The 14,473-nt window shown below is 66.4% G+C and carries 12 protein-coding genes; 1 reads left to right on the forward strand and 11 read right to left on the reverse strand.

From position 1 onward, the window contains the following. Window positions 1–3: 3 nt before the first annotated feature. From B2W22_RS09635 to B2W22_RS09660, 6 genes are all read right to left on the reverse strand, one after another. Window positions 4–999, reverse strand: a complete 996-nt coding sequence (locus B2W22_RS09635; protein WP_175122612.1) for an ABC transporter ATP-binding protein — start codon at window positions 997–999, stop codon at window positions 4–6. Then, window positions 996–1,985: an ABC transporter ATP-binding protein gene (locus B2W22_RS09640; RefSeq protein ID WP_175122613.1), complete on the reverse strand. Its 990-nt coding sequence runs from the start codon at window positions 1,983–1,985 to the stop codon at window positions 996–998. Before B2W22_RS09640 ends, B2W22_RS09635 begins: the two co-directional genes overlap by 4 nt. After that, window positions 1,982–2,911: an ABC transporter permease gene (locus tag B2W22_RS09645; protein WP_175122614.1), complete on the reverse strand. Its 930-nt coding sequence runs from the start codon at window positions 2,909–2,911 to the stop codon at window positions 1,982–1,984. Before B2W22_RS09645 ends, B2W22_RS09640 begins: the two co-directional genes overlap by 4 nt. Beyond that, window positions 2,908–3,855 carry an ABC transporter permease gene (locus B2W22_RS09650; protein WP_254594919.1) on the reverse strand — a complete coding sequence of 316 codons (948 nt, stop codon included), beginning with the start codon at window positions 3,853–3,855 and terminating at the stop codon, window positions 2,908–2,910. The genes B2W22_RS09645 and B2W22_RS09650 overlap by 4 nt, the downstream gene beginning before the upstream one ends. Then, the gene (locus tag B2W22_RS09655; protein WP_218342945.1) at window positions 3,842–5,320 is read right to left on the reverse strand and encodes an ABC transporter substrate-binding protein; all 1,479 of its coding nucleotides are present in this window, start codon (window positions 5,318–5,320) and stop codon (window positions 3,842–3,844) included. The genes B2W22_RS09650 and B2W22_RS09655 overlap by 14 nt, the downstream gene beginning before the upstream one ends. Before the next feature lie 117 nt (window positions 5,321–5,437). Then, window positions 5,438–7,726, reverse strand: a complete 2,289-nt coding sequence (locus tag B2W22_RS09660; protein ID WP_286937380.1) for a molybdopterin-dependent oxidoreductase — start codon at window positions 7,724–7,726, stop codon at window positions 5,438–5,440. A gap of 203 nt (window positions 7,727–7,929) precedes the next feature. Between B2W22_RS09660 and B2W22_RS09665 the strand changes: the two genes are divergently transcribed. Continuing rightward, window positions 7,930–9,426 (forward strand): PLP-dependent aminotransferase family protein, encoded by a 1,497-nt coding sequence (locus B2W22_RS09665; protein ID WP_286937382.1) that lies wholly within the window; start codon window positions 7,930–7,932, stop codon window positions 9,424–9,426. Here the strand turns inward: B2W22_RS09665 and B2W22_RS09670 are convergent. From B2W22_RS09670 to B2W22_RS09690, 5 genes are all read right to left on the reverse strand, one after another. Beyond that, window positions 9,415–10,638: a benzoate/H(+) symporter BenE family transporter gene (locus B2W22_RS09670; RefSeq protein ID WP_175122617.1), complete on the reverse strand. Its 1,224-nt coding sequence runs from the start codon at window positions 10,636–10,638 to the stop codon at window positions 9,415–9,417. The two genes, B2W22_RS09665 and B2W22_RS09670, sit on opposite strands and share 12 nt — an antisense overlap. A 130-nt stretch (window positions 10,639–10,768) precedes the next feature. Next, the gene (locus tag B2W22_RS09675; protein WP_286937385.1) at window positions 10,769–12,319 is read right to left on the reverse strand and encodes a cryptochrome/photolyase family protein; all 1,551 of its coding nucleotides are present in this window, start codon (window positions 12,317–12,319) and stop codon (window positions 10,769–10,771) included. A gap of 16 nt (window positions 12,320–12,335) precedes the next feature. Continuing rightward, a complete protein-coding gene (locus B2W22_RS09680; protein ID WP_286937386.1) occupies window positions 12,336–12,944 on the reverse strand; it encodes a lipocalin family protein in 609 nt (202 codons plus the stop codon). Window positions 12,945–13,095: 151 nt separating this feature from the next. Continuing rightward, window positions 13,096–13,821, reverse strand: a complete 726-nt coding sequence (locus B2W22_RS09685) for an anti-sigma factor (RefSeq protein WP_286937388.1) — start codon at window positions 13,819–13,821, stop codon at window positions 13,096–13,098. Beyond that, window positions 13,818–14,387, reverse strand: a complete 570-nt coding sequence (locus B2W22_RS09690) for a sigma-70 family RNA polymerase sigma factor (RefSeq protein ID WP_175122621.1) — start codon at window positions 14,385–14,387, stop codon at window positions 13,818–13,820. The genes B2W22_RS09685 and B2W22_RS09690 overlap by 4 nt, the downstream gene beginning before the upstream one ends. Window positions 14,388–14,473: the final 86 nt, after the last annotated feature.

Here is a 14,473-nt window from a genome sequence, read left to right on the forward strand (position 1 = left end):
AAATTACGAGGAAATCGGGGCGGCGCCGGGAAACCAGCAAGCCACTTTGTGTTCGCCCGCCATGGTCATCAGCGGCGGCGCTTCCTGCCGGCAACGTTCAACCGCCAGGGGACAACGCGGGTGATACCGGCAGCCTGATGGCGGGGACATCGGGCTGGGCGGTTCACCTAGCGCCACCGGAAACGTCCGACGGCCATCGCGATGGCGTTCCGGTTCGGGTACGGCAGCCAGCAAACCGCGCGTATAGGGATGTAGCGGCCGGTCATAGACATCGTCTCGCCGACCGGTCTCGACGATCTGGCCGGCATACATGATGGCGATGCGATGCGAGATATGCCGCACCACGGCCAGGTCGTGCGCGATCAACAGGAAGGATAGTCCCAGCTCCTGCTGCAAGTCCTGGAACAGATTGATGATCTGCGCCCGCACCGACACGTCCAGCGCCGACACGGGTTCATCGGCCACGATCAGCTCGGGCTGGATCGCCAGCGCGCGGGCAATGCCGACGCGCTGACGTTGACCGCCGGAGAACGCATGGGGATAGCGCTTGGCCGTATCGGCCGGCAGACCGACCTGCGTGATCAACTGGGCTACGCGCGCTTCGAGCGCACGCCGTCCGGCTGACCAGCCATGCACGATCAAGGGTTCGGCGATCGCATCAAACACGGTGTGACGAGGATTCAGGCTGGTGGTCGGGTCCTGGAACACGAGCTGCATGTGCCGCCGCAGCTCGCGCAATTGCGCGGCGCCAGCGGTGCTGATGTCTTTCCCCTGAAACCGGATGGACCCCGACGTCAACGGCGTGCGGCGCAGGACCGCGCGGCCCAAGGTGGTCTTGCCCGAACCGGATTCGCCTACCAGGCCCAAGGTTTCACCGCGCGCCAGTTCCAGCGACACCCCATCGACCGCGCGCGCGGTCATGGGCCGGCTGAACCAGCCCGCCGAGCGCACCGGGTAATGCACTCGCAAATCCTCTACCTGCAACAGGGGCGCCGTCATGCCAGCTCCTTCCAGACCGGTGCAAACGGCCGCACACAGGCAGCCAGACGTCCTGGCGACAGCGTTTGCAAAGGCGGCCGCGCGGCGCAGGCCGCATCGGCGCCCGGGCAACGGGGCGCGAAGTCGCAATAGCTGCGGCGCACGCGCGGATCGGGCGGCACGCCGTCGATCGCCGTCATGCGGGGCTGGTTATCCGACAGCCGCGGCGTCGCGCGCAGCAGACCCGCCGTATAGGGATGGGCGGGCTGCTCGAACAAGGCATCGGCATCGCCCACCTCCACCAGACGGCCGGCATACATTACGGCTACGCGGTCGGCTACTTGCGCCACCACGCCCAGATCGTGCGTCACCAGCAGCACCGCCAGTTTCAGGCGGGCTTTCAGCTCGGCCAACAGCTCCAGGATCTGCGCCTGGATCGTGACATCCAACGCGGTGGTCGGCTCGTCGGCAATCAGGATCTGCGGATCGCAGGCCAGCGCCATGGCGATCAGGATGCGTTGCCGCTGGCCGCCAGAAAACTCGTGGGGCAGGCGCCCCAGGCGCTCGGCCGGTTTGGGGATGCCGACCTGCTCCAGCAGACCGATGATGCGCGCACGGCGCGCTGCGGCATTCAGCGCAGTGTGGCGCTCCAGCACTTCATCGATCTGTGTGCCGATGGTCAGGAGCGGATTCAGCGCGCTCATGGGATCTTGAAACACCATGGCGATGCGCCGGCCGCGGATGTCTTCCAGCGCGCGCTCCGGCAGGGTCAGGAGATCCTGGCCGTCAAACACCACGCTGCCGCCGGCCACCCGGCCCGGCAAGGTGGTCAGGCCCATCAACGCCAAGGCGCAGGCGCTTTTGCCGGATCCGCTTTCGCCGACCAAGGCCAGCGTTTCGCCGGCATGCAGTTCAAAGGACACGCGATCGACCGCATTCACACTGCCCTGGCGGGTCAGAAATTCAACGCTCAGGTCACGCACGCTCAACAGAGGCTGCGTTGTCATCGCCCCTCCTTGGCCAGCAGTTTGCGGGCAAAGTCTTTTTCGCGTTCCCGCGGGTCCAGCGCCAGGCGCAGGCGGCTGGCCGCCAGGTTGACGCCCAACACGGTCAGCGCGATGGATAGACCCGGAAAGGTCGCCAGCCACCACGCGCTGGTCAGATAGTTGCGGCCGTTGGCCACGTCCAGGCCCCACGATACGCCCGGCGGTTGCACGCCGACACCCAGAAACGACAGGGCAGCCTCGGCCAGCACGACACGCGCGAACTCCAGCACCATCAAGGTGATCAGCGGCGCGGCCAGATTGGGCAGGACATGGCGCAGCAGGATGCGCGCCGGCCGCGCGCCAGCCATTTCGGCGCTTTCGATATAGGGCAGCTGGCGCACCGACAGGACCACGCTGCGGATCTGGCGCGCGTAGACCATCCAGCCGTTCAGGGCCAGGGCCAGAATCACCGTTCCCGGGCCGGGACCCAGAATCACGAGGATCACCAAAGACAGCAGCAAGCCGGGGAAGGCCACGTGGATATCGACCCAGCGCATCAGCACGGCGTCCACCCGCCCGCCGGCAAAACCGGCAATCAGCCCCACCAGCACGCCCACGCCGGCCGAGATCGCCACCACGGCGGCGCCGATGAATATCGACAGCCGCGCGCCGTGCAGCACCCGGCTCAGCACATCGCGGCCCAGATTGTCCGTGCCCAGCAGATTCGCCAGGCTGCCGCGTTCTTCCCAGGCCGGCGGACGCAGGCGTGCCGACAGCTTGATCGTGGCGGGGTCATAAGGCGCCAGCCACGGCAGGATGATGGCAACGGCCGCCAGTGCCAGCAACAGCACCACGGCCAGAATCCAGCCGCGCTGGCGATCCGACAAGGCACGCCAGCCACGTGCCGCCGGTGCGGACACCGGCACTTCCCACACAGGCGCGCTCATACCGCGATTCTCCGGTCCAGCACCCGGTACACGATGTCCAGGCAGAAATTCAGAATCACGATCAGGAAGGCGATGAAGAAGACCACGGCCTGCAGCAGCACCAGATCCTGGCGCTCGATGGCCTGCACCGCCGTCTGGCCCAGCCCTGGCCAGGCGAACACGGTTTCGACCACGACGGTATGGCCGGCCAGCATGGCGGCAAATTCCCAGCCCAGCAGCGCGACCGTCGGCACGGCGGCATTGCGCAAGGCATGCACCAGCACGACGCGCCGCGAGCGCAATCCCTTGGCGCGCGCCGTGCGCACGTATTGCGAATTGAGTTCATCGATCAGCGCCGAGCGCAACATCATGGCGATGCGGCCCAAGGCCGGCAGCGCCAGCGTCACGATCGGCAGCACGGCGCTGGCCGCGGTGTCCGAACCGGATGAGGGCAGCCAGTTCAAGGTCACGGCAAACAGCAGGATCAGCAGCAAGCCCAGCCAGAACTGCGGCAGGGACAGACCGCTCAGGCTCAGGAATACCGAAATGCGGTCCGCCCATTGCCCGGGCTTCAGGGCGGCGGCAATGGCCAGCGGCACGCCCAGCAGCACGGCGACGGTCAGCGCGCCCAGGCACAAGGTGAGGGTGCCCGACAGGCGTTCCAGCACGATGTCCACGGCCGGCCGGTGTTGCCACAGCGAGTCGCCGAACTGAAAGCTGGCGATGTCGCGCAGATAGTGCAGGTACTGCAGCCAGATCGGCCCATCCATGCCCAAGGCGCGCGCCAGCACGGCGCGGTCTTCGGCCGAGGCATCGACCGGCAGCATGGCCTGCACCGGGTCGCCGATAAGCCGCGTGACGACGAACACGATCGTCGTCACGCCCAACACGACCAGCAAGCCTTGCAGAAAGCGGCCCAGCAAAAAGCGCGGCAAGCCGCGCCCGCCCTGATCAGTCGGTGACACGGAAGTCCTTGAGCGGAATCAGGCCATCGACGCGCGGCGAGAAATCCACGCGCTTGGACAAACCGAAAATCTCGCCGCCATCGAGCAGGAAGACGAGATAGGCCTGATCGCGGCCGATCTGCAGCGCCTTGGAATACAAAGCCTGTCGCTTGGCGGGATCGGCTTCCTGGCGCGCGTCTTCGATCAGCTTTTTCAGCTCGGCGTTGTCGTTGGCGGCTGCGACGCCGCCTTCGGCGTAATAGGCGCTGAGCGTGCGATCCGCGTCCAGCAGCTGGTTCGAATGGCTGCTGCTGATCTGCGCTTCGGTCGGCACGCGGTTCTTGTTCAGCGCGTCCAGGTATTCGGCCCAGGCCAGCACCCGGAAGTTGACCTTCAGGCCCGCGGCCTCCCAGTAGGCGGCAATGGTTTCCGCCAGTTCCTTGTCTTTCAGCCAACGGCCCGAGGGGGCATAGAGGTCGATGCTTTTGCCATGGGCGCCGGCGGCTTTCAGCAGCTCGGTCGCGCGCTTGGGATCGTACGGATAGGGCTTGATGGAGGCGTCATAGCCAAACCAGCCCGGCGCCAGCAATTGGCCGTGCGACACAGACGCGTAGCCGCCATAGAGGTCGTTGGCCAGCGCTTCCTTGTCCACTGCGTAGTTCAAGGCCTGGCGCACGCGCACGTCGGCCGTCAGGCCTTTCAGGGCGTTGAGCGACACAAACGGCAGGTCGGTGCCCTTGAGCGTCACGGCCTTGGCCACGCGCTTGGTGTCTTCCGGCAGCAGATTGGTGATGAAGTCGAAATCGCCGGCGCGCAGGCCAGACAGGCGCGTGCCGGGTTCGGCGACGAAGCGATAGGTGGCGCGGTCGACATTGCCGACGGCCTTGGGGTTCCAGTAATTCGGGTTCTTGGTGAGGACGATGCGATTGCCCTTGGACCATTCCGTCAGCACATAGGGGCCGCTGCCCACCGGCTTCTGGCTCAGGCTGCCATCGGCGGCCGCGGCTGGCGACACGATGGTCAGCCAGGACAGACGCGCGGGCAGCGCCGGATCGGCGCCGTTGGTGTGCACCTTGACGGTTACGGCGTCCACGGCCTCGGCCTGCTTGATGCCAAGAAAGAACGGACGCTGGCGCGAGGCGGTCTTGGGGTCGACGATGCGGTTGATGCTGGCGGCCACGGCAGCGGCATCCAGGGGCTTGCCGTCGCTGAACTTGAGGTCCGGACGCAGCGTGACTTCCCAGGTCGTCGCGTCGATCTGACGCGGCAGGGCTGTCGCCAATTGCGGCACCAGCTCGCCGGCGGGCGTTCGGGTCAGCAGGGTTTCGAAGATGTTGCGCGACACGGCGCGCTCGGAGCCGTCCTGCGCCGTCTGCGGATCCAGCGTCGAGGGCTCGGTGCCCAGCGCCAACGTGATATCAGCCGCCTGGGCGGCGCTCAGCACCGACGCAGACAGCAGCAAACCCAATAACTGGTTAAGGCGCATGGCGCACTCCGGATCCATCGTAAATAAGGAAAACGAAGTTTGCCGTCAGAAAATCAAACGTGCCGTTCTAAGGATATGTCGCGGAATTACTTGACTGCCGCGGGGCGGGTTGCGGTACTACGCCGCCCCGGACAGCAACACGGGCAGTTCCCACGCCCGATGCTGCACCGGCTCGCCCAGATACTTTTCCACCTGCACCAGGGCGGTCTGGGCGCTGGGGCCCTGCGTCAGCCGCGAGGTTCCGATGTCCGCGGTCAGTGCGTTCGGATTGCCATGCCTGTCCAGTGGGCCGTCGGGATCCGACCAGGCGCCCGTCGCCATGATCACCACGCCGCGCGACAGCCCGTCGTCCAGCACCGCACCCGCCAGACAGGCGCCACGGTCGTTGAACACCCGCAGCACATCGCCTTCGCTGATGCCGCGCTCGGCCGCATCCAGCGGGTTGATCGCAATGGGCTCATGGCCGGACACCTTGTCGGCGCGCGACAGGCTGGCGGGATCCAGTTGGCTGTGCAGCCGCGTGCGCGGTTGATTGGTCAGCAGATGCAGCGGCCATTGCTCGGCGGCCGGCGCGCCCAGCCATTCGGTCGGCGGCAGCCAGGCCGGATACCCGGGGCAATCGTCATAGCCATAACCGGCCACCGCTTCGGAATACAGCTCGATCCGCCCGGACTTTGTGTACAGCGGGTTGGCGGCTGGGTCCTGCCGAAAGCGCTCAAACAGCACGTAGGGCGTTTCGGGCGGCGGCACTTCGGCATGCCCGCGCGCCCAGAAGGTGTCAAAGTCAGGCAGTTCCACGCCCCGCGCCTGGCATCCCGCCCGCATACCGTCATAGACATGCCGGCACCAGCCGGGCACATCGCGCCCCGCGGTGAATGCCTCGCCAAAGCCGGCGCGGCGCGCCAGCTCGGCAAAGATGTCGAAATCGTTTCGTGCCTCGCCTTGCGGCTCCACGGCGCGATGCATGGCGAACACGTAAGGATCGCGTGACGACCCGCCCACATCTTCGCGCTCGAGCGCCGTCGTGGCGGGCAGCACGATATCGGCGCGCCGTGCCAACGGTGTCCAGAGGGACTCGTGCACGATCACCGTCTCGGGCTTGTTCCAGGCCTGCCGCAAGCGATTCTGGTCCTGATGGTGATGGAAGGGATTGCCGCCGGCCCAGTAGATCAGCTTCACGTCCGGATACACATGGCGCCCACCATTGAATTCGTATTCCGTGCCCGGCGCCAGCAGCATGTCCGCGATGCGCGCGACCGGAATCGCCAGGCCCGACGGGTTCTTGGGCACGGGAATCTCCGGCCCCGGCACCTGGCGGCGCGGCTGGCCGACGCCGTTCAACGAGGCATGCCCAAAGGCAAAGCCGCCGCCGGGCAGGCCGATCTGGCCGAGCATGGCCGCCAGTCCGATCAATGCCCAATACGGCTGCTCGCCATGCTGCGCACGCTGCAAGGCCCACGCAGCCGTCAACAGGCTGCGCTGCTGTGCGGCCTCGCGTGCCAGCGCTGCAATGCGGGTCGCCGGAATGCCGGTAATCGCCGCGGCCCACGCCGCATCCTTGGGCTGGCCATCGGTATCGCCGCGCAAATACGCAGCCCAGCGCTCGAACCCGGTGCAATGGCTGGCTAGAAATGCCGCGTCGTGAAGGTCCTGGGTCAGCAGGGTATGCGCCATGCCTAGCATCAACGCCGTGTCGGTGTTGGGCCGTATCGGCAGCCACTCGGCCGCCATTTCGGCGGGAATGTCGGCCCGGGTGGGGCTGACCACCACCAGCTTGATGCCGCGCCGCTGGGCCTCGCCCAACCATCCCGGCAGGTTGTGCAGACCTGCGCCGCCTGACGTCACCTGGCTGTTCTTGACCGGAATGCCGCCAAACGCGATCAGCACCCGGGTGTGTTCCAGCACGCTGTCCCAATCGGTCACATCGCCGCTGACGGGAGAGGTGGTGCCGATGACATACGGCAGCAGAAACTGCGCAGCGCCCCAGCTGTAATTACCGATCTGATCGACGCAGCCGCCGCCCAGGAACAGGAACCGCCGGATCAGGCTGCGCGCATGATGGACCCGCCCGGCCGAGGACCAGCCATACGAGCCGCCAAATATTCCGGCAGCGCCATGCTTGGCGCGCACGCGCGTCAGCTCGCCCGACACGAGATCCAGCGCGCGGTCCCAGGAAATTTCGATGTAGTCGTCGCCCTCGCGGTCGCGGCGGCCTTCAAGCCAGCCGCGCCGCACCGCGGGACGGCGCACGCGCAGTGGCGAATGCACTATCTCTGGTATGGAATCCAGCATGGGCGAGGGCGCCGGATCCGGCTCAAAAGGCTCGCAGCCGACCAGGCGGCCGGCTTCGGTGATTGCCGTGAAGGCGCCCCAATGCGCGAGCGAGGGGTGACGCGTACGTGCCATGCGGAAAACTCAGAGTGCGGTTCGATCCTGGATCAGCCTGACCCGGAATCCGGCGCCATGGCTGATGGCTTGATCGTCGAAATCATACTGCGGCGGGTGCAGGCCCGATGCATCACCTTCGCGGGCATCGCCCGGCAGTGACTTAGAATGGCCGGTCAGGACCGGCCATTTCCGTGCCGATAAGCAGACCGTTCAACAACCGTATGGCAACGACATTCCAGCTGGATACGCTCAAGATTCAAATGAACGAGGCGGCGCTCCAGCGGTTGGATCTGCATCAGCGCATCCAGCGGGCGCTGCGCGCGCTGATCCTGGACGGCGCGCTGGGACCGCGGGTCAAGCTGCCCGCGACGCGCAGCTTGGCCAAGTCGCTGGGCGTATCGCGCGACACCGTCGAAAACGCCTACGTGCAATTGCATCGCGATGGCTACATCGTGCGTCGCGAGGGCTCGGGCAGCTATGTGTCCGAGACGGTGGGAATCGAACTGCGGGGCGCGACGCGCAAGCGGGCAAGGCTGGAGCGCAAGCCCGGCGCGGCGCAGCCGGGTGCGGGTCTGAGCCGGCGCGGGCGGGCGATCCTGGATAGCGGCGGCGTGTCAGACCAGCAGGTCATCAAGGCGTTCGCCACCGGCCTGCCCGAGACGCGCACGTTTCCCACTGGCGTCTGGGAACGCCTGCAGCGCCAAGTCATGAAGGACAGCCGCAACCACGTGCTGCTGCATGGCGAACCGCAAGGCGCTGAACCGCTGCGCCGCGCCATCGCTGCCTATCTGAATCTGGAGCGTGGCGCCAAGGTCGTGCCCGAGCAGGTCCTGGTGCTCAGCAGCACCCGGCAAGCGCTCTTCCTGTGCGCGCACCTGCTGGCCGACGCCGACAAGCCCATCCTGATGGAGAACCCCGGTTACTTCGGCGCCCGCAAGTCGTTCGAGGCCGCCGAAACGCGGGTCGTGCCGATAGACGTCGACGCGCAGGGCATACGCATGGACCTCCTGCGCGCGGACCGCAGTGGCGCCAGTTGCGTGTATGTGACGCCGTCGCACCAGTATCCGACGGGCGTGACGTTGTCGCTGGAACGCAGGCTGGAGCTGATCGGTTGGGCCGCGGACCATGGCAAGTGGATCATCGAGGACGACTACGACAGCGAATTCCATTACGACGGTTTGCCGACTGCTTGCGTGCAGGGTCTGGACCGGCATCAGCGCACCTTGTACCTGGGTACGTTCAGCAAGACGCTGTTTCCCGGCCTGAGGATGGGATACATGGCGCTGCCGCCGGAACTGGTCGACGCCTTTTCACGGGCGCGCAGCATCATGGACGGACACACGCCGCAGATACTGCAGTTGACACTGGCCCGCTTCATGGAAGACGGTCATTACCATTCGCACGTGCGGGCAATGCGCAAGCTGTACGCGGGGCGCCGCGAGGTTCTGCTGGCGTCGCTGGTCAAGCGGCTGGGCCACGTCGTGCAGGCCGTGCGTCCCCCCGGCGGCCTGCAGATCCCGTGCCTGCTCGAGCCGGGCTGGTCCGAGGAAAGGACCCTGCTTCTGGCGGAGCGCGCCGGCCTGCGCCTGCCCGGCCTCAGCCGGCTGTATGCCGGCCCGTACAAGCAGCCGGGCTGGCTGTTGGGCTATGCGTCGTTGACGGCCTACGAGATCGAGGACGCCGTGCTGCGTCTGGAGAACGCGCTGTCAAGGGCTTGACCGGCCTTGATTGGGCAGCATGGAGTGCCGTCCCTGAGGGCCGCCGTGCATCAGCAGATGCGCGGTCAAGCCGGCCACCAGGCCCCAGAATGCGCCGCCCACGCCTAGCATCGTGACGTTCGCGGCGGTGGCCAGAAAGGTGATGAGCGCCGTCTCACGCGTGCGCGCGTCGGCCATGGCGTTGGCCAGGCTGCCGCCAATCGCGCCAAGCAAGGCAAGGCCGGCCAGCGTGGTGATGAATGCCTTGGGCAGCACCATGAACAGTGTCGCCAACGTAACGCCGAAGGTGCCGACCAGAATGTAGAACGCACCGCAGGCCAGACCCGCGATGTAACGCTTGGCGGGATCTTCATGGGCGTCCTTGCCGGTGCAGATGGCGGCGGTGATCGCCGCGACATTGAATGCGTGCGCGCCGAAAGGCGCCATGACGAGCGAGCCCAGTCCCGTCACGGTCAGGATCGGATTCGCGCTGGTCCGGTAGCCATCGTTGCGCAGCACCAGCATGCCGGGCATGTATTGACCCGTGAGCGTGATGATGAAAAGGGGCAGCGCAACGCCCAGCGCGGCCTGCAGCGAGAAGCCGGGCGTTTCGAACACGGGCGCCGCCAGGCGCAGATGGACCGCCGAGAAGTCGATCCGGCCCTGCGCGATGAGCAATGCGAGGCCGATGGCCAGGATGCCGATCACGGCGAAGCGCGAGGAGAAGCGCTTGAGCAGCGCGTAGGACACCACCAGCACGATCACCAGCAGGGGGTCGGCGCTGGCGCCGCCAAAGGCATTGACGCCAAACTGCAGCAGGATGCCCGCCAGCAGTCCGGCGGCAATGCCAGCCGGGATCCTGCGCACAAGCTTTTCGAATGCACCCGACAGTCCCAGCACGATGAAACCCAGCGCCGACAACATGTACGCGCCGATGACTTCCTGATAAGGCGTGAAAGGCATGACCGTGGCAAGGAACGCGGCGCCGGGCGTGGACCACGCCGTAATGATGGGCGCCTTGTAGCGCCAGCTGAGCAGCACGCCGGTCACGCCCACCCCGATGGATACCGCCCATACCCAGGAGGTGGTCTGCGCCGGCGTCAAGCGGGCCAGCTCTGCCGCCTGAAACACCAGGACAAAGGTGCCGCCATAGTTCACCAACACCGATATCAGGGCCGCGACGGTCGGGGATAGGAAGTCGGCGAGTCGGATACCCGCCCGAGGTGCTGTCATGAATCACTCCGCATTCAAGGGGCGCCCGGCCGCGGGCCGGACTTGAACGGGGAGTCTATGGGGGGCGCGGCAGGTTGATACCTGCCACATCCCGCCGGGCGGGCAGACCGCTTCTGAAGTGGAACCTGTCTTAAAGCTCGTCCAGGCGTGTCAACGTCAACGCCGCGTGCTCACGCAACGCCGTCTGCGCGTCCTCGGGCATGTCCCGCCAGCGTTGGTACACCATGGCCAGGCGCCGGTTGTCCTTGAGCTGCGGTTGATGGCGAGCAAAGAAATCCCAGTACAGCGCGTTGAACGGACAGGCGCGATCGCCTGTCTTCTGTTTCCTGTCGTACGAGCATCCACGGCAGTAATCGCTCATTCGGTCGATGTACGACGCACTGCCGGCATAGGGTTTCGTGCCCAGCAGACCACCGTCGGCAAACTGGCTCATGCCAACCGTGTTGGGCAGTTCGACCCATTCGAACGCATCGATGTACACGCCCAGATACCAACGGTGCACTTCGGCAGGGTCCAGACCGGCCAACAGCGCGAAGTTGCCGATGACCATCAGGCGTTGGATATGGTGCGCGTAGGCGTTGTCCAGCGAGTTGCCGATGGCGTCGCGCATGCAGCGCATGGTGGTTTTTCCGGTCCAGAACCACGTCGGCAGCGGGCGTGTGTGCGCCAAGGCGTTGCGCGTCTCGTAACCCGGCATGTGCGCCCAGTACACGCCACGCACATATTCGCGCCATCCCAGGATCTGCCGGATGAAGCCCTCGACCGCTGCCAAGGGCGCGCGCCCCGTTTCGTAGGCGGCCTGCGCCTGCCGCACCAGCTCGTCTGGGTGCAGCATCTTGGTGTTCAAGGCGAACGACAACTGCGAGTGAAACAGGCGCGGATTGCCCGCGCTCATGGCGTCTTCGTAAGCCCCGAAGTTGGGCAAGGTGTGCTGGATGAAATGATCCAGCCACGCTAACGCCTGCGTGCGATTCAACGGCCAGCGGAACTGATCGGCTTGCGGATTTCCAAAGCTTCGCACGCCTGCCTGACACACCGTTTCCCACAACGCGCGATGGTCATGCTTCGGCCGCGCGTCCGGCGGCAGCGGCGGCGTGCCAGGCCAGGACTTGCGGTTGTCGTGGTCAAAGTTCCATCGGCCGCCCGCGGGCGCGCCCGATTCGTCCACCAGCACGCCATGGCGCTGGCGCATATGACGGTAGAACGTCTCCATGAGCCAGTTCTTGCGTGGGCCGAAGAACTTGGCCACCTCGTCACGCGTCGTGTAGAAATGCTCGCTGTCGGCTTCCCGGACAGAGAATGCTTGCGATGCACTCCAGGCGCCAAGGACTTCGCTGACGCGCCACTCATCCGGCTGCTGGTAGTCCAGTTCTCGGGCGCCATAGTGGGCCATCAACGCTGCCAGATTCTGGGTGATGTTCTGCCGGTTGCTGGGATTGTCGATGGCGACATACCGCACGCGATGTCCCGCCTCGCGCAGATGCCGCGCGAAATCCCGCATGGCGGCGAATATCGCCAGGATTTTTTGCGCGTGGTGCAGCACGTAGTCGGTCTCTTGACGCACTTCCATCAGCACATACACGACGTCCGGGTCGGTGCGGGCGAACCAGCTGTGCAACGGGTTCAGCTGGTCGCCGAGGATCAGGCGCAGGGTGTGTGCGCTTGCGCGCTCGGATGTCATGGCGCGCGGCCCCGGATCAGGAGGCCGGTTCCAGTGGCGGCTGTTCGCGTTCCTGGCTGACCCAGATGAATGCGTCGGTGTCCAGGCCCAACGCCTTGGCGCGGCGCAGGATGTCGTCGCGCGTATCGCGGCCAAGCGTCTTGTCACGCGCGAGAATCCAGGCGTAGCTGCGATCCGGGCCGACGACCAGGGCCCAGCGATAATCCGGATCCAATGCGGCCACATGGTAGCCGCCATAGAAGGGGCCGAAGAACGACACTTTCAGCGATGCCACCGATGGGTCACCCGTGAAGCGGGCTCGCCCCTGCGCCGAACGCCAATCGCCTTGCGAACCCTTGCCCGGGTCGAACCCGCGGTTGACGACGCGCACGGTGCCGTCGTCCTGCAGCGTGTAGTGGGCGGTGACATCCGTCATGCCGCGTTCGAAGCTGTGGTCCAGCCGCGCGATTTCGAACCAGCGTCCTTCATAACGATGCACGTCGAAGGAGCCTACGGGTGTCACGCCTTTGGGCGGCGTCGTCGCGGCACAGCCATACAACGTCAAACCCAACAGTCCCAAGGCCAGCCACGGGGCGACGCGCCGCAACGGGTGGATGAAACGACGACCGGCTTCTGCATGGCGCATGAAAAACCTCCGCTGAATTTGAGTCTCGGAAATTATATTTGCGGGGGTCTGCGCCCTTGGTTCCAGTTCGGAAAGAAAGGAAACAATTCATGGGCTTCAGGCCGGCTTCAGGTCCCGAGCTTGGGCCGGCGCCGATTCAGGCGGGCCGGCGCTACATCACCTTTACCGCGCGGCCGATGAACTGGATCGGCCCGGTCGGCTTGCCGGTGGGCGACCCGGTGGCCGGTTCCAGCGTCAGCTCAAACAACTGATTCGGTTCCAGCGGCGGCAGCTTGTCCAGCGGGATGCGCACCGGCTCGCCCGGTTTGATCAGGCCCAGCGAGACCGGACCGGCCCAGCCGTCGGCCTTGGTCCAGAATTCCAGCGCACGATCAGCCGGCACCTGCATGGCCGCGATCGGCACCAGTTGCACTTCGCGCTGACCGGCACTGGCCTGCACGACCCAGCCCGGCGTCTGTGATTGGGGCGCGACCAGCACCACCATGTACTGCACGGGACCCGGCGCGGGCGCGGGCCGCAGCGCCAGCGTGCCGGCCAGCACCAGGGCGGCAGCCAGGCCGCTGGCGGCCGCACCGCGCCAGAAGAACAGGCTGTCCCACCAACCCGGGCGCGCCGGCTGCGCGGCTTGCGGGGCCGCGCGTTGGCGATCCAGCGTATCCGCAATGCGAGGCCACAGCCCCGGCGACGGCTCGATCGGCTCGGCCAGGCTGCTGAGCGGCAGCAGGCGTTCTTCCCAGCGGTCGACGGCGGCGCGCAGCGCGGCATCGTGCGGCAGGCGGGCGTTGACGTCGCGCCGGCGTGCGGCGGACAAGGTGCCCAGCACGTATTCGCCGGCCAGTTCATCCAGGTTGTCGGGGGAAGGGGACGGGGCGCTCATGCCAGGCATTCCTTCAGCGCTTTCAGGCTGCGCTTGATCCAGGCTTTGACGGTGCCCAGCGGCGCGCCCAGGCGCTGCGCGATTTCACTGTGCGACAGGCCTTCCACGTAGGCATGCAGCACGCAGTTGCGCCGCACGGGTTCCAATTGTTCGAGGCACGGGCCGATGCGGCCGGCGCTGTCGCGCCAGTCGAAGGCGTCGCGTGTGTCGTGCCAGGCGTCCATTGCGTCGCGAGCATCCAGCGCGGCGGCGGTGTCGTCGTCGACGGCGGTTTCGTGGCGGCCGTCGCGCACGGCGTTCAGCGCCAGGTTGCGCGCGACGCTGTAGATCCAGCCGCGGGCCGAACCGCGCGTGGCGTCGAAGCTGCCAGCCCGGTTCCAGATATTGACGAAGGCGTCGTGCACGATGTCTTCGGCCCGGGCGCGGTCACGCACGATGCGCTGCGCGACGCCCAGCAGACGGGGGCCTTCTTGGCGGTACAGGGCCTCCAGCGCCGAGCGGCGTCCCGCGGCGCACTGCTCGAGGGCCGCGGTGTAATCGAAGTCCGGATCAGGTCGGTTCGGCATGCGCGCAGAGCAGGAGGGGGTGGGCACGGACCGGGCTGACAAGCCCCGGGCGGCGGCGGATCCAGGCATGTTACCGGAGTCCCGTT

This window comes from Achromobacter sp. UBA4530 (genome assembly GCF_002388205.1).
GTDB classification, from domain to species: domain Bacteria; phylum Pseudomonadota; class Gammaproteobacteria; order Burkholderiales; family Burkholderiaceae_B; genus Achromobacter; species Achromobacter animicus.

Bases quoted from the DNA above. Each gene is read 5' to 3' on its own strand.
- B2W22_RS09635 (WP_175122612.1), bottom strand. From the start codon at position 999: ATGACGGCGCCCCTGTTGCAGGTAGAGGATTTGCGAGTGCATTACCCG.
- B2W22_RS09640 (WP_175122613.1), bottom strand. From the start codon at position 1,985: ATGACAACGCAGCCTCTGTTGAGCGTGCGTGACCTGAGCGTTGAATTT.
- B2W22_RS09645 (WP_175122614.1), bottom strand. From the start codon at position 2,911: ATGAGCGCGCCTGTGTGGGAAGTGCCGGTGTCCGCACCGGCGGCACGT.
- B2W22_RS09655 (WP_218342945.1), bottom strand. From the start codon at position 5,320: ATGCGCCTTAACCAGTTATTGGGTTTGCTGCTGTCTGCGTCGGTGCTG.
- B2W22_RS09660 (WP_286937380.1), bottom strand. From the start codon at position 7,726: ATGGCACGTACGCGTCACCCCTCGCTCGCGCATTGGGGCGCCTTCACG.
- B2W22_RS09665 (WP_286937382.1), top strand. From the start codon at position 7,930: ATGGCAACGACATTCCAGCTGGATACGCTCAAGATTCAAATGAACGAG.
- B2W22_RS09670 (WP_175122617.1), bottom strand. From the start codon at position 10,638: ATGACAGCACCTCGGGCGGGTATCCGACTCGCCGACTTCCTATCCCCG.
- B2W22_RS09675 (WP_286937385.1), bottom strand. From the start codon at position 12,319: ATGACATCCGAGCGCGCAAGCGCACACACCCTGCGCCTGATCCTCGGC.
- B2W22_RS09680 (WP_286937386.1), bottom strand. From the start codon at position 12,944: ATGCGCCATGCAGAAGCCGGTCGTCGTTTCATCCACCCGTTGCGGCGC.
- B2W22_RS09685 (WP_286937388.1), bottom strand. From the start codon at position 13,821: ATGAGCGCCCCGTCCCCTTCCCCCGACAACCTGGATGAACTGGCCGGC.
- B2W22_RS09690 (WP_175122621.1), bottom strand. From the start codon at position 14,387: ATGCCGAACCGACCTGATCCGGACTTCGATTACACCGCGGCCCTCGAG.